A 23,327-nucleotide genomic window follows, 5' to 3' on the forward strand; every position below is an offset into this window, starting at 1 on the left:
TTATTTATGACATTGTGTATGAAGATAATGAGGCATAGAAACTAACTTACATATCCTTTTATCAAACCTAAAGGAAGAGGTTTGGGTTGATTACAAGTTGTGGTCAATTCAACATATTGTAATGTATCAAAGCTTTGTTGAAAAGCATGCATGATTTCTAGAACATGATTAGCAAGTTCACCAGATGCTCTAGGAGTATCTTCTGTATATATGCAGTTTGCCATATCTGAAACTCCTATACCTCTGCTATTTTCAGCATAAATATGTGTTAATGGAATTTCTTTGAATTCATCTCCATTGGCTGTCCTTAACAGTACAGGACCTCCAAAGGTATTTGGATCTGGTACGATAAGTGTACCAAGAGAACCATATATTTCTATTCTTGGTAATGTACTGCTCCATATGTCAAAACTTGTTATCATGGTAGCAATTACATCATTCTGAAATAAAATATTACCTGCAACATGTGTTGGAACTTCAACATCTATGGTTTTACCAAATTTCTTGGAACTTGTTATTGTTCTTTGAGGAAAGGATATTTTGGTCATACCACATACTGTTTTTGCTCCACCTAAAAGGAAAACTAGAGCAGTAAGATAGTAAGGTCCCATATCAAACATTGGTCCTCCACCTAGTTCATAATAGAATTCTGGGTCTGGATGCCAATTTTCATGTCCATGGCAGGTCATAAAAGCAGTGGCAGCTATTGGTGTTCCAATAAATCCATCGTCAATCAATTTTCTACATGTTTGTATGCCACCACCAAGAAAGGTATCAGGAGCACAACCTATCATTAGATTTTTATCTTTTGCAAGAGTCAAAAGTTCTTTACCTTGTTCTACTGTTAATGACAAAGGTTTTTCCACATATACATGTTTATCAGCTAGAAGAGCCTTTTTACATATTTCATAATGGGTTTTTGGTGTAGTGAGATTCAAGACAATCTGGATATCTTTGCATTCAAGCAATTCTTCTGTTGATAAGATATTATTGATACCATATTTCTCAGCAGCTGATTTCGCTTTTTCTTCATCTAGATCTGAACATGCATAGACTTCAACATTAGTAAATAAATTGGTCAGATTTTCAAGATAGATTCCGCTTATGTTGCCGCACCCGACAATACCTACTTTAACTTTATTCATATATAATCCGCCTTCCTTATACAACATATTGTTTTGTATTCAACTACTTAGCAGCCCATAAGAAACCTCTTCTCATTAGTTCTTTCGCTTCACGGATATTAAATATATCAGCATGATGTCCTAATGAATTATAGAAGACTTTTCCTTTTCCCCAATATTTAGTATAGACAACTGGAACAGAAACTCTACCGTTCGTGCTGTGAGGTCCTTCAGCTATAGGGAAAGTTGTAGTTGCAAGTACATTTATTGAAGGATCGATATGTAGGTAGTATTGTTCACTGTTTACCATGAAATCTGAAATACCTTCTACAATTGGACTTGAAGAAGATTTTACTATATTGACTTCATAATCGGTATTATCATTACCAGGATGTGCTACCCATTGGGAACCAGTCATAAATTGCCACTCAACTGAATTCCTAAAAGCATCACACATACCACCGTGACAACCTGCAAGACCAACACCTGAATCTACAGCTTCAACTACTGAGTTCAATTGTTCTTGGGTGATTTCACCCATAGTCCATACTGGTATGATAAGATTTAGCTCTTTAAGTTTTTCTGAATCCATGAAGCTATCTAAGGTATCTGAAACCTCAACTCCAAAACCTTCTTCGATTAAGATATTTTTGAAGACATCTGATATCTGTTTTGGTTCATGTCCTGCCCATCCACCTTGAACGATTAATGCTTTTTTATTCATTTGAATCACTCCCAAATACTATTTTTTTAATTAACTTATAAATATATAGTATAAAAAAATATATTAATTATCTAGCGATATCTTAATATAATATAGACAAATATTGCTATAAATGTTAGATTCTTTATAGGGCACTATAATTGAAATGAGGTATAATCCATGTATCCTTTCTATGAAATAAGAGAATCAGATAATAATTATTTCTATACTATAGGAAGTAGTGTTAATATTACTTTTCCTGCACATTTGCACTCATATATTGAGTTGATTTATATTGTAGAGGGTAGTATTAAGGTTAATATTAATGAGAGCATCAAAGATTTAGATGAGGGAGACATCGCAATAAGTTTCCAAAATGATATTCATAGTTACTATACTAAGGATTTTTCCAAAAGCATAATATTGCTTTTTTCACCAGATATAATAGGGGAATTTTTTAATAATATTAAGGAAAAAAGTCTAGCTATTTATTTTTTCCCCAAGAATACATATGATGATAGAGTAATGGATTTAATTGAGATGCTGCGTTATGAGAAGGAAAATGGTGATGATGAAAATATAGTAAGAGGATTTTTGTATTCAATAATGGGATGTATGTCCAGTAACTTCATATATGATGATAGCAAACAGATTTATGATAATACCATTCAGAGTATATTAAAATATACGGAAAAACATTATAGAGAGAATATCAGTTTAGATAGTATATCAAAGGACTTGGGTTTTAGTAAATTCTATATATCAAGGATATTCAATAGCAAGATAGGTTATAAGTTCAATAAATATATTAATAGACTAAGAATTAATAGTGCACAGAGACTTCTTACTAATACGGATATGAAAATTCTTAATATTGGGTTGGAATGTGGATTTGAGAGTCTTAGAAATTTTAATAGGGTATTCAAAGAACTAGTGGGGTGTACACCATCTGAATATAGATCAGCTTAATTAAGGGATAATACTTTTCTGTTATAAAAAAATTATAATAGCTATTAAATATATGACCTAATTCTAAAATTATAGATTGTTACTGAATAGAAAACCAACCTAGCCTATATAGCTAGATTGGTTTTACAAAGGTCATGATATATTAACAATATACTAAGTATCCCTTATATATAGAATAATTTTTGAGGGTTTAGTATAATATTAATATTCAGTTTTATATTTAATTAAAATTGGTTGATTATACTTTATTAAGAAAAAATATATTTTTATATTATTAGATATTTAAAATTTTTAATGATCCTCCAGTGATAAAATTGCCCACAATTGGTCACGGTAATTACAATTTTCATATTGTTGTACATTAGAACCTTCCGCTCCGTATGGTGCAGCGACTGATAATAATTTACCGCTATTTTTATTTTCAATATGATAGTATGCTGCAAAATCTTTTGTTTCACAATAATCTATAAACCATAACTGGTTATCGCAACCAGTATAACATTCTTGTTGAACATTAGCATATCTTGCAGTACTGCTATTTTCAACGCCCATTACTTTTCCACTTGCATAATTTTCAATAGTATAATATTTTCTATTATCACAAGTAGTACCTTTTTCAACAATATGCCATGTTTGGTTATTATTTAAAACTAAATCATTCTGTTGTATGTTATCACAATTAGTTGTTAGACCTTTACCGCTGTCATAATTTACAAGAATATACTTATCTCCTGTTGAAGCTGATGCTGTAGTTGCACCTACACCAAATAATACTGTCATTAATGAACAAATAACTAAAACTGATAATAATTTTTTCATATTTATCTCTCCTTCGAATTATTTTTTTGGATACACAAATCTTCTTAATACATGCAGTATAAAAAACCTCTATATAATATATGAAGAATTTTATTGTGTATTACTAATTATTATTAAATTATGAAAATTAATATACTTTAATTAATTGTGTATAAATATAAGCATGATAAAATAATAAAGATATATAACAAATATATATAATGTTATTATAGTGAATAATATACCAATTATAGCATATTATTTAAGAACAAATGTAATATAATTCTAAAAATAAAATAATACAATGTTATTATTATCATGTTTAATATAATTAATTATCCGGTTATGATTACCTGATTAAATTACTCTATGTTAAAATAGTATTTATTTAATAGACTTAATTAAAATATTAATATAATGTTTACTCACTTATAAAAAATAGTGTATATAAATACTATATTTACTATATTCAAAAAAGTAAAAAAATATTTACTAAATTTAATAATTTGTGGTATTATTAAGTAAAAATATAAGAGGTGATAATCTACCATGTTGAATAATACAGCTAAGATTAAGGTAGCAAGGTATAGTATTTTTTCTGAAAAAAACAGTAACTATATCATTATCTTTCCTGATATACCTTTTTGGATTGCAACCACGTATCAAGGATTAGATTTTCTTAAAAATATTGATGGTAAAAAAACAGTTGAAGAAATATCAAGAATAGTATTTAAGGATTTTAATGAACAAATTCAGAATATGGTTCAGGAATTCATGAAACCACTAATCGAAAGTCAAGTTATCTATACTTCTAAGAAACCAAGAAAAGTCACTCAATTACCTAAAAAACCTAATAAAATAACTTTTCTACAGACTATGAATTGTAATTTAAGATGTAAACATTGTTCTGTAGCTGATTATGAGAGTAAAGATTTACCTAGTATGAACATAGATCAAGCTAAATTAGCTCTTGATCGTGTTGGAGCTATAATGGATAAAGGACAGAAAAAATTATCATTCCTAGGCGGAGAGCCTCTTCTAGGAGATAAGTTTATTGAGTTGATAAAATATGCGAATGAATTGGATTTTCAGATAGGGTTATCAACAAATGGTTTGCTAATAGACGAGCATTTCGCAGAGATTTCAAAGAAATATAATATTAATGTTCAAGTTTCTCTTGATGGTCCTAACAAGGAATCCCATGAAGCCATAAGAGGGAAGAATACATATGATAGAACAATCAATAAGATAAAGTTATTAAAAAAATATGATGTGGATACACAGACCAACATGGTTTATCACAGTGGCAATATCCATTTGATTGAAGATTATATTAATCTTTGTAGATCATTAGGAGTCAAAAAAATAAGGATGGTTCCATTGATGAATCTTGGACGAGCAGTAAATAACTTGAAGGCGGTTTCAGTAAATAGGTATTTAGATGAAATCATTAAACTTATATATAAAGATCCTAGTTTTATGGACGATCTTGATGATACTTCATTCATGGGACTTGTGATGGCAACCAAATTCTCACATAGAATGATTGCTTGTGGTGCAGGAGTAATAACAGTGATGATTTCTCCTACAGGAGATGTTTATCCATGTCTAAACATATTTGATGAAGAACATAAGATATGTAATCTATTTGATGAAGATTATATTGAACAATTTGAACAGTCTAGAGTGAGAGACTTCTTCCTTAATCTACGTATTGATCAATTAAATGAAAAATGCATGAATTGTGATATGAAATATTATTGCGGTGGTAGATGCAGAGGAGAAACATTACGGACTCAGCATGATATTACAGCACCTTATCCAGAATGTAAAGAATGGAAGAAAGCTATGGAGAAGATTTTTTGGCTTGTTACTGAGTTCCCTGAATTAGGAGAAGAAAAATATAGAAAAGTCATTGAAAAGACAGGTACATATGTTGATATATGCTAAGATTGAATAGTTCTTCTAAATTTAAATGAAACAATTTCATGATATTATTTTTCATTGACACATACATATTATTTGATGTTAATGAGAGATTATATTTTATTAATGAAATTATTTCAAATATAAGAATTCAAGGGAGGTGAAAAAATGTTATTAGCAAGCGCTAAATGGGGAGAGAAGAAAGATATCTTTACAGAAATAATTGATTCTCAACATTATAAAGAGTACTAGAATCTGTATAATAGGATTAAATTTTATTTTAATCCTATTATCTATTAATAGCTTTAAGGAGAGAAATTATGGGAAATTCTAATTATAGAGAGAAAAAAGATTTAGTTTTGATTATGATATCCACTGTAATTTCGTCGTTCGGAGATTATATTTTTGATATAGGTGTACTTATTTATTTATATAAATTGACTAACTCTCCCATGGTAATAGGTGGTTTTTTATTGTCTCAATTATTACCATCTGTGGTTTATCTATTTGTCAGTGGATTGATTATTGATTCTTTTGACAGGAAGAAAGTCATTATATGTATTAATATATGTAGATTTTTTATTCTACTTTTGTTACTTTTTAACCAGTCGATTTATTTTATTTATCTGATCACTTTTATCTTAGGTGTTTTAGATGATTTTGCTAGAACTCTTAATCATACACTTATACCAAGTTTATTTGATAAAGAATATTTGTTGAAAGTTAATTCGAGTCTTTCACTTCTAGATTCTATTTCCATAATGGTCAGCCCTGTTTTAGTTACTTTAATAGTCGGTAAAACGGGTTTTGCGGGAATTGTTATTATTAATGCTTTTACTTTTTTGATAATTTCATTTATATATCTCTTTATTAAATATAGAGAAGACTCTACTTTTCGACCAACGGGTAGAAAGAATTTAATTAAAACTGTTAAATTGGGAATTAAAGAAATAAGTCATAATACATTTATACAGAAAACTCTAGTTTCATGGAGCTTTTTTATGTTAGGTATCGGATTATCATCCACTCTATTGATTTTTGTCATTACAGAAAAGATTGGACTGGCTGAAGAATTCTATGGTTATGTGACTATGGCGGAAGGCGTAGGGATGTTTATAGGTTCTTTTCTGGTACTTAAGAAAAATAGGAAAATACAAACTAAGTTATTGGTTACAACGGGACTTATAATTTCATGTGTCAGCTATCTATTGATTGGATATTCGACAATTGTTTTGACGATTATGGTAGGGTCAATACTTGTTGGATTAGCGGCATCTTTTTGTCCCCTTGGATTCAGGACCTCAATTCAGACTGAAATAGAAGAGAAATTTCTTGGACAAACATTCATTATCATAAGATTTGTGGTAATAATGCTAAGATCTCTTGGTGTATATTTATCAGGAATGTTAGTTCAGTTTATGGACATACCGTATGTTTATCTTTTGGCAAGTATAGTAACTTTGGTTTCTGTATTGTTATATGTAAGAGGGAAAAAACAAATAGATGTTGTATAGAATATAAACTCAAAAATGTTTGGTACTAAAGAAAGTAATTTTCAATATCTATATTACATAGAATTTTATGATAAAACCCAATTCAGATGTATAGTTGAATTGGGTTTGTACTTAAATTATAAATAACTAGTATCATATTATTTTACCAACAATACTAATCCTATGATTCGGATTTTAATAATCCAAACACCTGTAATATCTTCTAATAGCGAGAGGATGTCTTCTCTTATGCTCAAGATGAACAGAGATTCTCTGGCAGATCGCTCTCATGATAAAAGGAGATATTAATTCTCTATATTTTTCATCTATATTATCAAAAGAGTAATCTTTAGTATCAAAAACAGTAACATTGGCACTGATTTTTTGAACGAAATCATCAACACGGTCCATTATAACACGTGAGTTATCTTCACCTTTAAAAAGTATTACGCTAGTATCTCTATCAATAACCTCCAGTGTTCCATGGAAGAAGTTGGAACCAGATACGAATTTAGTACGCATCCATTGCATTTCTTCTAATATGCACATAGCATAACAATAAGCCCATCCCTCTAGATTACCAGAACCAATGAAATATTGTATTGGAGCATCTTTATATTTTTCTGCATAGATTTCACACTTCTTATCTGCATCTTTCTGCACTTGACAAAGTATAGCAGGAAGGTTCTGTATGTTCTCGATAAAATCTGCATATTCAGTATATTCGCCATTATTATACATAAACCTAAGTGATGTACTAAACCAAAAATAATAAGGTCCGCTATTGCCATTAATAACATAATCTACTTTCTCAGATAATATTGAATTTTCGTTTCCAATGTATCCAAGTACTTTTGCTCCAATTTTATGTACATAATCTACAGCCTCTACGATTTCTTTTGTATCACCTGATTTTGATTCGATAACAACTATACTGTTTTTGTTAAGATGAAAATTTCCTAAAGCAACTAGATTTGCAGCATTTTCAACATGAAGATTTAATGTGGAGTGAGATTTTACAATACTTTCAGTTTGTTTTGCATAAGCAATTGTACCTCCTATACCAACAAAGAATATATTGCTATAGCCTTCATTACATATTTTATCCACCGTAGTTTCTACGTCTTTGATGATATCTAAACCACTTTGTTCTGTTTGCAAAAATTCTTTTTCATTGAAATTAAACACTAAGATTACCTCCTTATGATAAATAGACTTGTATTGTAACATAGTATATTGTATCATAATGTTATAATACAATCAAGATATAATTATTTACTATATGTCACCATTTAGCTTTAGTCGACATAATGTGATATAATTTATGGGTTGATAAATATTAATAACAGAATTGACAATAGGATAAAAATTATAATTTTATCTAGAAGGAGTTATTCATGATTATGAAAAGAATTTATCAAGATTATCATATGCATAGCAGTATTTCACCTGATGGGAATTCATCTATGGAAGATATGTGCAGATCAGCTATAGACAAAGGATTCAAGGAAATCGCAATTACAGATCATTATGAATTTTACATAGATGGAGTAGCTAGCTATAGATTCAATGAAGCATATTTGGATGAATATTTTATAGCTATCAATAAGTGTAAAGACAAATTCAGTGATAGAATAATAATCAAAAAAGCTATTGAATTAGGACAGCAGCATTTACAACACGAGAAAGCAAACAGGATATTGGAATCATACAAATTTGATTTTGTGCTTGCCTCCGTACATAAAATAAGGAATCTGGATCTTAGTCAGATCAATTATAATCATAGTATAATAGACATTTATAGTAAAAGATATTTAGAAGAAGTATATGAGTTGGCTGACAATGAAGATTTTGATTGCCTTGCACATTTGGATTTGATTAAGAGATATGCTTCGAAAAATAATATAAAAGTTAATTTAGCTAAATATAAAGATGAATTATCTCAAATATTCAAAAGATTGATTGATAAGAATAAAGGTATAGAAATAAATACTTCTGGTTTGAGACAAGGATTGAATGAGCCAATGCCTTCTTTAGAAATATTAAAACTATATAGAGCTGCAGGCGGTGAAATTATTACTCTAGGTTCAGATTCTCACAATATTCAAGATATCGGAAGAGATTTTGAAAAAGCTTATGATATAATTAAGGCAGCAGGATTTGATAGTATCTATACTTTTGATAATAGAGAAAGTAAACGTATACAGTTGTAATGAATTGTTATAACATGTCTTTGTTTTTTTTATGGATTATGATATACTAACAATGAAGAGGTAAAGAATATATAATAAAAAGGAGAAAGCCATGGATAGAACACCACTTGATAAAAATTCGAGTGTGCCCTTATACCGACAATTAATTGAAGCTATCAAGGATGATATTACTAATAATATTTTGAAACCAGGGGATCAGATACTTACGGAAATTGAACTGAGTGAAAAATATCAGGTTAGTAGAATCACTGTAAGAAAAGCTATTGGTGAGTTGGTAGAAGAAGGTTACCTAGTTAAACAACAAGGAGTAGGAACTTTTGTAGCGGAAGTCAAACTCGTAAGAAATATGAATAAATTTATGGGATTTAGTATGTCTTGTGAAATATTAGGGAAAGTACCATCTGCTACTTTATTGTTTGCAGGATTAATTAATGCTACTGATAGAGATAAAAGAGAATTAGGCTTGGATGACAGTGTCGCTAATGTTTTATCAATTAAACGTATACGTTATTGTGACGATGAACCTGTTATGGTAGAAGATACTCGTTTTTCAACAGAATATTCATTTCTCTTGACTGATAATTTAGAGGGTTCCCTTTATAAGTTATTGAATAAACATGAGACCGTCCCATTGGAAGGTAGGACAGAATTAGATGTATGTTATGCAACCGACGAAGAAGCCCAGTTATTAAATATAGAAAGTAATACTCCATTGCTATTACTCAGATGTGTCTGTTATGATAAAATGGGAAATCCTATACATAATAGTAGACAAGTAGTCAATCCTAAAAAATTCAAAATGATAATATAATTGCTGATTTGCTAATGTGAATCAGTTTTTATTATTATATGGATATCATTTATCTTATTTTTACATATCTATTCAACTAAATGCTTAAAGTGATTATTAATCCATATTTCCATAAACGTTATGATACATTTTAATACATAAAAAATTAATATAATTAATTGAAAGATAAATTGTATATTATTCTAATTATATATTAGACTAATTAATAATATTATATATATAAGTATTTAATAATAACTTGTTAAGTGATTAATTATATTAGTTGTAAAATAATAATATTGCGTATTAATTAATGCACAATAAATACTAAAAGTTAACCATAATATTTTTTGTATAATATGTATAAAAAATCTACAAAATAATATATAAAACCAACAAATTATACAATATATTATTTTTTTTGTTGCAATTGGTATTATAACGTAATATAATAAATGTATAGATAAAACATAATACTTTTAAGGGGGCATCAATATGCTACTAGTGCTTGGATTGGGAGATAATGTTGTAGATAGATACATTAATACAAAAACAATGTATCCTGGAGGCAATGCTTTGAATTTCGCAGTTTATGCAAATATACTTGGTATAAAAGCTTCTTATCTTGGTGTATTTGGTGATGATGAGGCAGGGAAACATGTATATCAGACTTCAAAATCATTAGGTATAGAAATGAATCATTGTAGATTTTTTCAGGGGGAAAATGGGTATTCAGAGGTAAAATTAGTGGAGGGTGACAGAGTATTTGTAGGTTCTAACAAAGGTGGTGTATCTGCAAAGCATCCATTAGGTCTTAGTAAAATAGATTTTTCTTATATTAATGATTTTGATATTGTACATACAAGCTGTTTCAGTTTTATAGAAAATGACTTAGTTGATGTAAGAAAATACGGTAAGTTCATTTCTATGGATTTTTCTAATCGTTATACTGAAGATTATCTAGAACGATGCTGTAAGTATCTCGACTGTGCAAGTATTTCATGTAGTGAGATGAAAGATGAAGATATCACTCAATTGATGAAAAATATCATTTCATATGGTTGTAAACATATAGTTATTGCAACTAGAGGATCAAGAGGAGCATTACTATTAGTAGATGGTAAGTTCTATGAACAGTCTCCTTGTTTAGTTGATGCAGTTGATACAATGGGAGCAGGTGATTCATTTATTACAGCTTTCTTGACTGGCTATATCAATGATATGAAATACGCAGTTGATTTTTCTGATGAATCAGGAAATAAGGGTATTACGAAAATAGAAGAATATAAAGATTTAATAGTTAGAGCTAATCTATATAGAGCAGCAATTTTTTCATCTAGTATTTGTAGCTGTGATGGGGCATTTGGTTTTGGTAAGAGTTATAGGAAATAAAAGCTTCAATTAAGATATAATGAATGCTATTTCTCTTTTATCAATGAAGGGTTTTCTACTTAAAAGAGAATTTAGATAAATTATATATTTAGTTTTTAGATGTATCCAAAACTTTATTATTACTATTATGGGAGGACAATAATATGAGAAGAAGATTAGGTAGAATTTTTGGAGTGTTACTAATAGTTGTTATGTTGTTTTCGTTAACAGCATGTAGTAAATCCAATGATGTAAGTAATGGGGAAGATAAAGAAAAAAAAGTAATCAAATTATTTCACAGATTTCCTGATGAACCTTTCAATTCATTTATTGAAAAAATAGTAGCAGAATATGAAGCAGATCATCCTGATATTGATATAGTTGTATCGAGTGCTCAGAATCAGCCGTATAAGGAAAAAATAAAAGTAGTAGTAGGAAGTAAAGATTGTCCAGATGTCTTTTTCAGTTGGTCAGGAGAATTTTCAGAACGTTTTTTAAGAGAAGGATTGATCATGGATCTTACAGAATCTTTTAATAATGATCAGGAGTGGAAGAATTCACTTCTTGAATCACAAGTCAATGAGTACAGAAGTGGTGATATCCTATATGGAATACCATTTAGATTAGATGCTAAGATGATGTTCTATAACATTGATATTTTTAAGGAGAACAACTTGGAAATTCCAAAAACTTGGGACAAGTTTATTGAAGTATGTGAGGCTTTAGAAGCTAAGGACATCACACCTATATCATACGGTAACCAAGATCAATGGCCATCATCTCACTACATAGGAAGTCTTAATCAGATGTTAGTCGATAATGATACCAGATTAAAAGACCTAGAACCTGCGACAGGAGAATTTACTGATCCTAATTATTTAAAGGCATTGGAGTATTATCAGCAATTAATTCCATATTTTAATGATTCTGTAAATGGTTTACCACATGATATGGCTCGTAATAATTTCGCTCAAGAAAAAGCTGCTATGTTTTTTGCAGAATTAGTTGAAATTACATATCTAGCTGAGGAAAATCCAGACTTGAATTATGGAATGTTTAGTTTCCCACTTATTGAAGGGGAAGGAGACCCAACATTATTAACTGGTTCACCAGAAGGTTTTGTTGTTTCTGCTAATACTAAATATCCAGAAGAAAGTATAGAATTTCTAAAATACTTTACAGGACCTGAAGTGGGTAAAAAAGAAGTCCAAGAGGTTGGATGGTTCAATGCAGGAATTGGAATTGTAGAAGGACTTGAAGACCAGAAATTGCTTGAGGCTTATGAAGTAATAAAAAGCGCTAAGACAATGTCTGGATGGTTTGATGCTTCATTGTATTCAACTATTGCCAATGAATATTTGACATCAATTTCTGATCTTACTAATGGGGATATAACTCCAGAAGAAGTCATGGAAAAGATTCAAAAGGTAGCAGAGGAAGCTAGAAATACATCCAGTACAGAAGTTGAATAATTAAAATGTTAGGTGCTCTATTATCTTCATAGGTGCACCTTTCTTATCAGAAAGGTGGTGGATATTATGATGAAAAGGAAAAAACTAGTTCCTTACTATTATATAATACCGGGATTATTCATGGTTCTATTCTTTGTTTATATACCAGTTATATGTAACTTCATTTATAGTTTTTTTCACTTATCATCGTATTCTTCAACAAAAGTATTTGCAGGTTTTGATAATTATATAAAACTATTTACAAATGATACTTTCCCAATAATGATGAAAAATAATATTATGTATGCAGTTATTTCATTAATTGTACAAGTAGGCTTTGGTACTGTAATTGCATTACTATTGGAAAGTAAACTAACAGGAAGATTAAGGAATGTTTATAGAAATATATATTTTTTACCAGCACTGATCTCTTTAACTGCAGTTGGTCTATTATTTACATTTATCTATTCACCAGATGTCGGACTTCTTAATTCTGCACTGCGTGCAATGGGATTAGAGAATTTAACTCAGTCGTGGTTGGGAAATTCTAAAACAGCTATTTACTGTATTATTGCTATGAGTCAATGGCAGTTTACAGGATATATAACTCTGCTTATGGTTGTTGCTATACAAAATATACCGAGAGATTATTTGGAAGCAGCTGCTATTGATGGGGCAGGACCATTCAGAAGAGCTGTTAATATAATGATTCCCCTTGTAAAAGAACAATTATTGGTATGTTCAATAATTACTATCATTGGTGCGTTTAAACTATTTACAGAAGTATACTCAACAACTAGTGGAGGTCCTGGCAACAGTTCTCAGGTTCTGGGAGTATATCTATATCAGAACGCATTCCTACATGACAAAATGGGTCTGGCAGCGGCAACAGGAGTATTGATTTTCATAATAACCGTTACTATTTCAATCATACAGATAGTTGTAACTAAATCAGGTAAAGTATAGGAGGGTAGCCATGTTAGCTAACGAGAGCGTACAGATAAATAATACAAAAAAGAATAAAATATTATCTGTTTTATTGAACATATTCTTTATTATCTTGGTAATAAGTATTTTTCTCCCATTAATATGGTTACTGATAAACTCATTGAAAAGCAATAATGAACTTTTCAATAATTCATTAGCATTACCTAGTAAATGGCTGTTCAGCAATTATGCTGAAGCATGGGGAAAAGGATTATTTTCTTATTTTAAGAATTCACTTATAGTAAGTTCGGCTTCATTGATATTAATCATTACAATCAGTGCATTATTAGCTTATGGACTTACAAGATTTCATGTAAAAGGAGGTAACATTATCTTCTTTATAATTCTTGGCGGAATGGCTCTATCGGAACAAGTTGCTTTAGTGCCTCTTTACAAGATGTTACAGGCAATGAATTTATATAATACGTATTTTGCTGTGATTCTACCATATATAGCATTTCGTATACCGTTTACAGTATTTTTGATGAGAGCATATTTCATTACAATACCAAAAGAACTAGAGGAAGCAGCTTACATAGATGGATATAACAGTTTTCAGATATTTTACAAGATTATTGTACCTATAAGTAAACCTGTTTTTGCTTCTTGTGCAATTGTTAATCTTAATTTTGTATGGAATGAATTCCTATTTGCTAACGTTTTTCTTGAGAGTAAAGAGATAATGACAATACCTATAGGATTAATGACATTTCAAGGAGATATGAAAGCTAATTATACAGTTATGTTAGCTGGAATTGTTATTGCATCAATACCTATGATACTGATTTTCTTATCAATGCAAAAGCAATTCATTAGAGGTCTGACAGCAGGATCGGTTAAAGGTTAGTTATGATAATTCTTTATTTCATGTACAAGCATAAAATAAAGAATAATCTACTCAAAAACATAACGTTATATAATGTTATATATTAAATGTATATAATTTATAAAATAATAATAAAAAATATAAAGGAGAGTAATTAATCATGAAGAGAGAACATATGGAACAAATTAACACAGCTACAAAGGCAGTACAAGTGAAGAAAAACATCAATCATTTTTATTTTGTTGCTTGTGGAGGTTCTATGGCTTTGATGATGCCAGCTAGATACATATTGGATTGTGAATGTGAGATACCAGCTACAGTATATACAGCTAATGAATTTGTTCACAGAATTCCAAAAGCATTAGGAACAGATTCTGTAGTAATAACATGTTCTATGCGAGGTAAAACTCCGGAGACAGTTGAGGCTACTAGATTAGCTAAGGAAAAAGGGGCTTTGACAATTTCCTTATCACATAATATAGGCTCACCACTATGGGAAACTACAGAATATCCTATTCACTATGATTGGTTGGATGAACCAGATATGACTAATCATAATCACACTATTCTACATTGTCTAATATTCAAAATTCTTAATGCAATCCAGCCTAATGAAAAGTATGAGAGAGCTTGTAGATGTATTGATAAAATGGATGGAATCTTTAAAGCTAATATTGAAAAATATTCATCCAAGGCTATTGAGTTCGGTGCGAATTATAAAAGAGAGAAAGTCATATATACTATGGCAAGTGGAGGAAATTATGGACCAGCATATTCATTTGCTATATGTTTGTTGATGGAAATGCAGTGGATTAATTCTAATGCTATCCATTCAGGTGAATATTTCCATGGACCATTTGAAATCACTGATGCAGATGTACCTTTTATCATTATTAAGGGTATCGATAAGTCAAGATACCTTGATGAAAGAGCTTATTCTTTCTGTAAAAAATATACAAATAAAATCGTATTGATAGATGCAGCAGATTTTGATATGAAGGATATTGATGAAGATCTAAAAGGTTATTTTGCATCAATAGTCACAGGAGTAGTTCTTAGAGGATATGCAGATGCTCTTGCCGATCATAGAGGACATCCATTAACTGTAAGAAGATATATGTGGAGAATGGAATATTAATTCTTTGGTTTAAATAAATTAAAGATTTTGATTAGTTAGTATACATTTTTGATTTGATATGCTGATATGGTATTATTAATAACTTAACTTTTCCACTTTTGATATAGTGCAGGCAAATAAAGGGGCAAAGGTCTGGTTTTGGAATAAAAAGAAGAAATACTTATATTTTTATTTTATAAAACTTTCTAATTAGCTTGTCTACATAGAATATTGAAGTGGAAAAGTTGAGTAAATACTACTATGTCAGTTTTCATTATCTGCAATTAATTCTCTTAATAGGAGGAAGTAATATGGGCATCAAATTAAATAAAAGCAGATTGGAAAGTTATCTTTTTACAATAATAAGTTGTATTTTTTATGCATTGGCAATAAATCTTTTTATCAAACCTAATAATATTGTTGGAGGTGGAGTTACTGGAATTGCACTTCTTATTAATAGATTTTTTCCATGGGGTGTTGGGTTGATTGCTTATGTACTTAATATACCTATAATGATAATGTCATTTAGAATAAAAGATTTTTCTTATACATTAAGATGTTTGATAGTTACTACTATATTGAATTTTTTAATTGATGCATTAGTTTTTTTGCCGCCTATGACTGATAATCCTCTCATAGGTGCAGGTTATGGAGGAGTTTTTCTTGGTATATCGGTGGGTATTAATTATAGATATAATGTATCAAGTGGAGGAACAGAACTCTTAGGGCAGTTATTAATTACTAGATTCAAGAATATGACTATAGGTAAAATCTTAATTATTATTGATGGAAGTATAGTACTTTTCGGAAGTTTAATATTACATAATCCAGAAAATGTACTTCTGGCATTGATTATGATATTTGTCAGTGGGAAAGTAAGTGATCTTGTTGTTAATGGGTTTGATTGTATTAGAATGTGCTATATTATTACTGCTCATGAAGAAAAAGTTGCTTCGGAGTTAATGAAAAAGTCTAGCCGTGGTATAACTAAGATTAATGGAATAGGAATGTATAGTAGAAAAGATTATAGTGTTCTTATGACTGCAGTTACTAAACAGCAGTTTACTAAACTGAAAGAGAGTGTTATAAAAGCTGATAAAAATGCTTTGGTTATAATAATTAATACGAGTGAAGTGTTGGGTAAGGGGTTTAAGTAATCATTTAAAAAGATTTAATTGACATAATTGTATATAGTGTTGAATAATAGTAAATGTAATGTAGCATAAAAGCAACTTATAAAAATAAGTTTGCTTTAATTATTATTAAAATTTATTAAACATATTGACAAAAACAAAAAATAATTGTATACTTTTAATAAAGTTAGACGGTCTAACAAAGAAAGGTATAGTAATATGGTGTCAAATAAAAGAAGAGATTCAATAGAAGTAAAACTTCATAATAGAATGTTGGTTATTCTTACTACTTTGAAATATGGACCTATTTCAAGAACCGAATTAGCAAAAAAATTAGGGATGACAAAAGGCGGTATATCTCCTATAGTTACTTCTCTAATAGCTGAAGGAGCATTACAAGAAGTAGGTATAGAACAAACTTCAGCAGGAAGAAAGCCAACTTTGCTGAGTTTGAATGGAAACTATATGAATGCAATAGTTGTCCATTGGGGAAGACCATTTTATGAAGTTGCAGTAATAAATATTAGAGGAGATATTGAGGACTCTATTAATGGAAATATCGAAAAAGGTGAAACATTAAATGATGTTTTGTCTAATTTAAATAAATCTATAGAAAAAATAGTACAGAGAAATAGTAGAAAAAAAATAGTAGGAATTGGTGTTGCTGCACCAGGACCAATAGATCTAAGTACAAAAACAATTTTAAAACCACCATATTTTAATAATTTTTCTAATATAAAGGTTGATGAGATGCTAGGAAAGAATCTTAATTATCCTATATTTTTGGAAAATGATGCAGATGCAAGAGCAATTGCTGAAAAATATTTTGGAGTAGGAAAAAATTACAGCGATTTTGTATATATTAGTGTTATGGAAGGTATAGGTGCAGGTATTATTATTAATGGAGTACAGTATCGTAATGATAATTCCTATGCAGGTGAATTCGGACATTTAACAATTAATTATAAAGGCAAACTTTGTGATTGTGGTAATAGAGGATGTTTAGAAGTATATAGTTCAATAAGAGCAATAAAGGAAAAGATTTATGAATTAGAAGGTAAAAAAGTTAAATGGGAAGACATAGTTAGTAAAACAATACAAGGAGATATAAGATACAATAAAATAATTAATGAGAGCATAGTTGCATTAGGAAGTGGAATTATATCATTAATTCATATGTTCCAACCTGAAAGTATTGTTATAGGTGGTAACATTATTGATTTAGGTGAGAAAATTATAACTACTAAAATAAAAGAAGTGGTAACTAAGAAATCAATATTTAGAAATTATTATACACCAGAAATATATTTATCAAAAGTAAAGAACTCCTGTTTAAAAGGTATAGCAATGTCTGTGTTTGAGAAGATTCTAGTTAATAATGAAAAATGTGAGTAAATAATTTTTATGCAATTAGTTAGAGGATATAACAAATTTAGTTAGACGGTATAATTATAGGAAGGTGATAATATGTTTAAGCCCAAGAAAATAGACTTTTCTAAGAACAAAACTTTTACAGCTGCTAATAGGCATAATTTAGTTAGAATTGATAATCTAATGGAAATCAAAAAAGTGGAAGATTTAAGAAATGATTATGAGGAGATAGAAGATTTCATAAGAGCCATTGTAGAAGCTAGGAAAAATGGTAAACCAGTTACCATGTTCTATGGTGCTCATGTAATTAAATGCGGACTATCAAAATATTTAATTGAGATGATTAAAAGAGGATATGTTACACATATCGCATCTAATGGTGCAGGCAGTATACATGATTTTGAATTGGCGTATTTAGGAGGTACTTCAGAACATGTTCCTACTGCAATTGAAGATGGTTCTTTTGGAATGTGGGAAGAAACAGGCAGATGGATGAATGAAGCTATACAGATCGGCTACAAAAATGGAATGGGATATGGAGAGAGTTTAGCTAACTATATACATACTAATAAAGAAAAGTTTCCATATAGAGAGTACTGTGTTTTTTATAATGCATATCTAAATAATATTCCTGCAACATATCACATAAGTATTGGTACAGATATAATCCATCAACATCCAACTGCTGATTATGCGGCTCTGGGATATACAAGCGGTGAAGATTTTAAGATCTTCTGTAATTCTATAAAAGACCTAGATGGAGGGGTACATATGAACTTTGGCTCATCTGTACAGGGACCTGAAGTATTCTTGAAGGCACTTTCAATTGTAAGAAACCAGAAACTAGGAGCAAATAAAATAACTACAGCCAATTTTGATCTTATTCCATTAGGAAATTACAAGAAAGATGTAAGTAAGGAGCATTTTCATTACTATTACAGACCAAGAAAAAATATCATCAATAGACCTACAAGTTTAGGTGGAAGAGGATTTTATTTTGAATTAAATCATATGAAATCAATTCCATATATATTTAATAGATTATCAGAAGAGTTAGAGAGTGGTGAATAAATGAATTTCCAAAATTTAAGAGGAATTTTAGACAAAGTTTCAAAGAAAAGAATTGGTGTTATAGGAGATTGCTGTTTAGATATTTATTGGGAAGCGGATATGAAATTAAGTGAATTATCTCTTGAAACACCACAATTTCCATTACCGATTGTCAGTGAAAAATTTTATCTTGGATCTGCTGGTAATATTGTAAACAATTTATCTACTTTAGAAGTTGATGAAATAGATTTTATTACAGTTGTAGGAGATGATTGGAGAAAGACAATAGTTTTTGATTTGTTGGAAAATATGAAGAATGTAAATACTAAACATATTATAGTTTCTAAAGAGAGAGTTACACCAGCATATTGTAAGCCTATTAAACAAGGTATTTCAGATGTTGTATATGAAGATTCACGATTGGATTTTTGGAATTTAGGACAAATAAGTAATAAGGTTGAAGAAGATATCATTAATAGATTAAATGAAATGGCAAAAAAAGTAGATGCAATTATTGTTGAAGATCAATTAAAAAATGGAGTAATGACAGATAAAATACGAGAAGTAATATCTGAATTAGGTAGAAATGGGAAAACAATAATTGTTGATAGTAGAGAGTATGCTCATAAATATAAAAATGTAATGTTGAAACCTAATGATAAAGAGCTCATCAATATGGCTAATAATTTAAATTTAGATATTGATGGTATGGACATAGTTTCTGTTGCAAGAGAAATATCAAATAAAATAAATAAAGATATTATTGTAACTCTAGGTGAGAAAGGTTCTATATGGGTATCTGAGAATGAAACATTTAAAAAAGATATTTTCAAGGTAGAAGGTGAAATTGATATTGTTGGTGCTGGTGATGGATTTATTGCAGGTTTAGCTGCTTTTTATGACTCAACTTCAAAAGAAAATATATTATCATTATGTAACCTCATGTCCAGCATTATAATTAAGAAAATTGGTATAACAGGTAGTGCAAGTAAAGAAGAAATCTTGAAAAATTATGTTTTAAAGTTGGAGAAACCTTATTTTGAAAAATTAAATGCAATGGAAAATAAAGATATTAAATGTGCACTATTTGATTTTGATGGAACTATATCAACGTTAAGGCATGGTTGGGAAGATATTATGTTTGACTATGTATATGAACAATTACATCAATATTATATGGGTAGGGATAAAGAATTAACGGATAAAATAAAGGAATTTATTCGTGATACTACAGGAGTACAGACAATCTTTCAAATGCAATGGATTGTTGAACAAGTTAAACTTGGGGGAGGTAAACCATTAGATCAGTGGGAATATAAAGATGGTTATAATAAAGCTTTATTGGAAGTGGTTAGAACTAGAGCGGATGCTTTGCTCCAAGGTAAGATGAAGCCAATAGATTTCAGAGTTCCTGGTTCTAAAGAATTTATTGAAAAATTGGTTAGTAGAGGCATTAAATGTTATATAGCAAGTGGTACAGATGATGATGATATAAAAAAAGAAATGAAAGCTATTGAAGTAGAGAATTTGTTTGAGGATTCAAAAGGAGCACCATATAGAAAAGCAGCTTGTCCAAAAGAAGCTGTATATAGAAAACTTATTGAGGAGTTATCTTATAAGCCTAATGAAATTCTAGTTGTTGGTGACGGAAAAGTTGAAATAAATTTAGGAGTTAATAATGGTTCGCTTACATTAGGTGTAGCTTGTGATGAATATTCATTACAAGGTATTGATTTGAAGAAACGAGATAGACTTGTTAAAGCAAGAGCACATGGGATTGTTATGGATTTTAATGATTATAATTCAATATTAGAATGGATTAATGGGTGATTATATGGAAAATAGGGACAAGCTTAAAAAGATAGAAAATAACCTGAATGATTTTATAAAAAAAATACCTGAACTAATAAGTGTTAGAGAAAATATATGGAACACTTTTTTAGAAATGATAAAAACATATGAGAGTGGTGGAAAAATCCTTGTATGTGGTAATGGAGGCAGTGCAGCAGATGCGGATCATATTATTGGGGAATTAATGAAAGGTTTTATGCTAAAGAGGGAATTAAAGGAAAAAGATAGTCTGCCTTGGATCAATAGTGCTTTATCTGATAGTATCCTTGGTGAGTTACAATATGGATTACCTGCAATTAATTTGTGTGCTCATAATGCACTAAATACTGCTTTTGCTAATGATGTTAATCCTGAATTGATTTTTGCTCAACAGGTTTTTTCTCTAGGAAATAAAGAAGATTTATTTCTTGGTATATCTACCTCAGGAAATTCAAAAAATGTTTATTATGGAGGTGTTGTCGGTAAATCAAAGGGAATGACGTGTGTAGCCTTAACTGGTGAAAACGGAGGTTGTATGAAAAAACATTTTGATATAACCATAAATGTTCCTTCAAATATTACACCGGTTGTTCAGGAATACCATTTACCAATATATCATGAATTGTGTAAGTGGGTGGAAGAATACTTTTTCAGTATATAGGAAGGAGATTGATTCTTAATGGAATATCTTTTGAAAGCATCAGATATATCAAAAAGTTTTCCAGGAGTTAAAGCATTAGATAATGTTAATTTTGATTTGAAACCTGGTGAAGTTCATGTCTTGTTGGGAGAAAACGGTGCTGGTAAATCTACATTGATTAAAGTTCTAGCGGGTATTCATAAACCTGATACTGGGACAATTAAATATAAAGATAAAGAAGTTAAAATTCAAGGACCAAAACATGCACAGGAAATTGGAATAGGGGTAATTTATCAAGAACTTAACTTATGTCATCATTTATCCGTAGCAGAAAATATTTTTCTAGGGAGAGAACATGTCAATGGTTTCAGACTTAACAGGAAAAAAATGATAGAAGAATCAAAAAAATATTTATCGTTATTACAAGCCAATATTAATCCAAAAGCTTTAGTAAAGGATTTAACTGTTTCAAAGAGACAGATGGTAGAGATTGCAAAAACCATCTCCATGAATGCTGATGTAATAATTATGGATGAACCTACTTCATCATTGAGTGAAAAGGAAGTAAGTGAATTATTTGAAGTTATAAAAACATTGAAGAACCAGAAAAAGGGTATTATCTATATATCTCATAAAATGGATGAACTAGAATTAATTGCAGATAGAGTATCTGTTTTTAGAGATGGTACTTATATTGCAACAAAAGAATATAAAGATACTAATATAGATGAATTGATTAGTCTTATGGTTGGACGTTCCTTAGATGATAAATTTCCAAGAGTAGAAGTAGAAGTAGGAGAAGAAATATTAAAAGTTGAAAATATTAATGTAAAAAATTTATTGAGTGATATTAATTTTAGTATAAGAGAAGGAGAAATTCTAGGTATTGCAGGATTAGTTGGTTGTGGAAGAACTGAAATGGCAAAAACTATATTTGGAGCCATTAAAAAAGATTCAGGTAATATATATCTAAACAACAAAAAGGTAAAAATTAATTCTCCTAGAGATTCTGTTAAAAATGGAATATTATATGTTCCTGAAGATAGAAAAAATGAAGGATTAGCTGTTAACCTCAGTGTAGCAGATAATATCATTTTACCTAACATGGAAGCAGTTATTTCTAAAAAACTAGGTATCAAAAAAAATAAATCAATAAAGAAAATTTCTGATAAAACTGTAAAAGATTTTAATATTAAAACGCCAAGCATTAATCAAAAGATAAATAATCTATCTGGAGGTAATCAACAAAAGGTAGTCATTGGAAAATGGATTAATAAAAAGCCTAAAGTATTGATTTTCGATGAACCTACAAGAGGTATAGATGTACAAGCCAAAACTGAAATATACAAAATATTAAACAATCTAAAAAAACAAGCAGTTGGAGTAGTGGTTATATCATCTGAGTTACCTGAATTGTTAGGTATAACAGATAGAATATTAGTAATGAGAGAAGGTACTATTTCAGGAGAATTAATTACAAAAGAAGCTACACAGGAAAAAATAATGAATTTAGCGACAGTTAATTAAGGAGGCTT

Annotated in this window: 20 protein-coding genes; 16 read left to right on the forward strand and 4 right to left on the reverse strand. The window is 29.7% G+C overall.

Translation table 11 applies throughout. From position 1 onward, the window contains the following. Positions 1-41: 41 nt before the first annotated feature. Complete coding sequence (locus tag QMG30_RS20215) at positions 42-1,145, reverse strand: Gfo/Idh/MocA family protein (protein ID WP_281818636.1); 1,104 nt, start codon at positions 1,143-1,145, stop codon at positions 42-44. Positions 1,146-1,188: 43 nt separating this feature from the next. Beyond that, positions 1,189-1,848: a ThuA domain-containing protein gene (locus QMG30_RS20220; protein WP_281818637.1), complete on the reverse strand. Its 660-nt coding sequence runs from the start codon at positions 1,846-1,848 to the stop codon at positions 1,189-1,191. Positions 1,849-2,007: 159 nt separating this feature from the next. Here QMG30_RS20220 and QMG30_RS20225 point away from each other — a divergent pair, with 159 nt between their 5' ends. Further along, entirely contained in the window at positions 2,008-2,796 is a 789-nt protein-coding gene (locus QMG30_RS20225) for an AraC family transcriptional regulator (RefSeq protein ID WP_281818638.1), read from the forward strand. Between the two features lie 291 nt (positions 2,797-3,087). Here QMG30_RS20225 and QMG30_RS20230 read toward each other — a convergent pair whose 3' ends face one another. After that, positions 3,088-3,615, reverse strand: coding sequence for an RICIN domain-containing protein (locus QMG30_RS20230; RefSeq protein WP_281818639.1), 528 nt, complete (start codon positions 3,613-3,615; stop codon positions 3,088-3,090). A 528-nt stretch (positions 3,616-4,143) separates the two neighbouring features. Between QMG30_RS20230 and QMG30_RS20235 the strand changes: the two genes are divergently transcribed. Beyond that, positions 4,144-5,544 carry a radical SAM/SPASM domain-containing protein gene (locus QMG30_RS20235; RefSeq protein WP_281818641.1) on the forward strand — a complete coding sequence of 467 codons (1,401 nt, stop codon included), beginning with the start codon at positions 4,144-4,146 and terminating at the stop codon, positions 5,542-5,544. A 296-nt stretch (positions 5,545-5,840) separates the two neighbouring features. Next, positions 5,841-7,034: an MFS transporter gene (locus QMG30_RS20240; protein ID WP_281818643.1), complete on the forward strand. Its 1,194-nt coding sequence runs from the start codon at positions 5,841-5,843 to the stop codon at positions 7,032-7,034. Positions 7,035-7,208: 174 nt separating this feature from the next. Here QMG30_RS20240 and QMG30_RS20245 read toward each other — a convergent pair whose 3' ends face one another. Next, entirely contained in the window at positions 7,209-8,201 is a 993-nt protein-coding gene (locus QMG30_RS20245; RefSeq protein WP_281818646.1) for an SIS domain-containing protein, read from the reverse strand. Positions 8,202-8,416: 215 nt separating this feature from the next. Here QMG30_RS20245 and QMG30_RS20250 point away from each other — a divergent pair, with 215 nt between their 5' ends. The 13 genes from QMG30_RS20250 (at position 8,417) to QMG30_RS20310 (ending at position 23,319) form a co-directional block, all read left to right on the forward strand. Continuing rightward, positions 8,417-9,226, forward strand: coding sequence for a histidinol-phosphatase HisJ family protein (locus QMG30_RS20250; protein WP_281818647.1), 810 nt, complete (start codon positions 8,417-8,419; stop codon positions 9,224-9,226). A 91-nt stretch (positions 9,227-9,317) separates the two neighbouring features. Continuing rightward, positions 9,318-10,037: a GntR family transcriptional regulator gene (locus tag QMG30_RS20255; protein WP_281818650.1), complete on the forward strand. Its 720-nt coding sequence runs from the start codon at positions 9,318-9,320 to the stop codon at positions 10,035-10,037. A 474-nt stretch (positions 10,038-10,511) separates the two neighbouring features. Beyond that, entirely contained in the window at positions 10,512-11,408 is an 897-nt protein-coding gene (locus QMG30_RS20260; protein ID WP_281818651.1) for a PfkB family carbohydrate kinase, read from the forward strand. Positions 11,409-11,551: 143 nt separating this feature from the next. Continuing rightward, positions 11,552-12,859 carry an ABC transporter substrate-binding protein gene (locus tag QMG30_RS20265; RefSeq protein ID WP_281818652.1) on the forward strand — a complete coding sequence of 436 codons (1,308 nt, stop codon included), beginning with the start codon at positions 11,552-11,554 and terminating at the stop codon, positions 12,857-12,859. 66 nt (positions 12,860-12,925) lie between these two features. Next, entirely contained in the window at positions 12,926-13,804 is an 879-nt protein-coding gene (locus QMG30_RS20270; protein ID WP_281818653.1) for a carbohydrate ABC transporter permease, read from the forward strand. A gap of 10 nt (positions 13,805-13,814) precedes the next feature. Next, entirely contained in the window at positions 13,815-14,672 is an 858-nt protein-coding gene (locus QMG30_RS20275) for a carbohydrate ABC transporter permease (RefSeq protein WP_281818654.1), read from the forward strand. A 139-nt stretch (positions 14,673-14,811) separates the two neighbouring features. Next, positions 14,812-15,789 carry an SIS domain-containing protein gene (locus tag QMG30_RS20280; protein ID WP_281818656.1) on the forward strand — a complete coding sequence of 326 codons (978 nt, stop codon included), beginning with the start codon at positions 14,812-14,814 and terminating at the stop codon, positions 15,787-15,789. 290 nt (positions 15,790-16,079) lie between these two features. After that, a complete protein-coding gene (locus QMG30_RS20285; RefSeq protein WP_281818657.1) occupies positions 16,080-16,925 on the forward strand; it encodes a YitT family protein in 846 nt (281 codons plus the stop codon). A 195-nt stretch (positions 16,926-17,120) separates the two neighbouring features. After that, positions 17,121-18,296, forward strand: coding sequence for an ROK family transcriptional regulator (locus tag QMG30_RS20290; protein ID WP_281818659.1), 1,176 nt, complete (start codon positions 17,121-17,123; stop codon positions 18,294-18,296). Positions 18,297-18,368: 72 nt separating this feature from the next. After that, a complete protein-coding gene (locus tag QMG30_RS20295; protein ID WP_281818661.1) occupies positions 18,369-19,343 on the forward strand; it encodes a GSU2086 family protein in 975 nt (324 codons plus the stop codon). Next, complete coding sequence (locus QMG30_RS20300; protein ID WP_281818662.1) at positions 19,344-21,152, forward strand: PfkB family carbohydrate kinase; 1,809 nt, start codon at positions 19,344-19,346, stop codon at positions 21,150-21,152. Then, positions 21,145-21,813, forward strand: a complete 669-nt coding sequence (locus tag QMG30_RS20305) for a D-sedoheptulose-7-phosphate isomerase (RefSeq protein WP_281818664.1) — start codon at positions 21,145-21,147, stop codon at positions 21,811-21,813. The genes QMG30_RS20300 and QMG30_RS20305 overlap by 8 nt, the downstream gene beginning before the upstream one ends. Before the next feature lie 18 nt (positions 21,814-21,831). Next, positions 21,832-23,319 (forward strand): sugar ABC transporter ATP-binding protein, encoded by a 1,488-nt coding sequence (locus QMG30_RS20310; RefSeq protein ID WP_281818666.1) that lies wholly within the window; start codon positions 21,832-21,834, stop codon positions 23,317-23,319. Positions 23,320-23,327 lie beyond the last annotated feature (8 nt).

Origin of the sequence: Vallitalea longa (genome assembly GCF_027923465.1) — a bacterium.
GTDB lineage: Bacteria > Bacillota > Clostridia > Lachnospirales > Vallitaleaceae > Vallitalea > Vallitalea longa.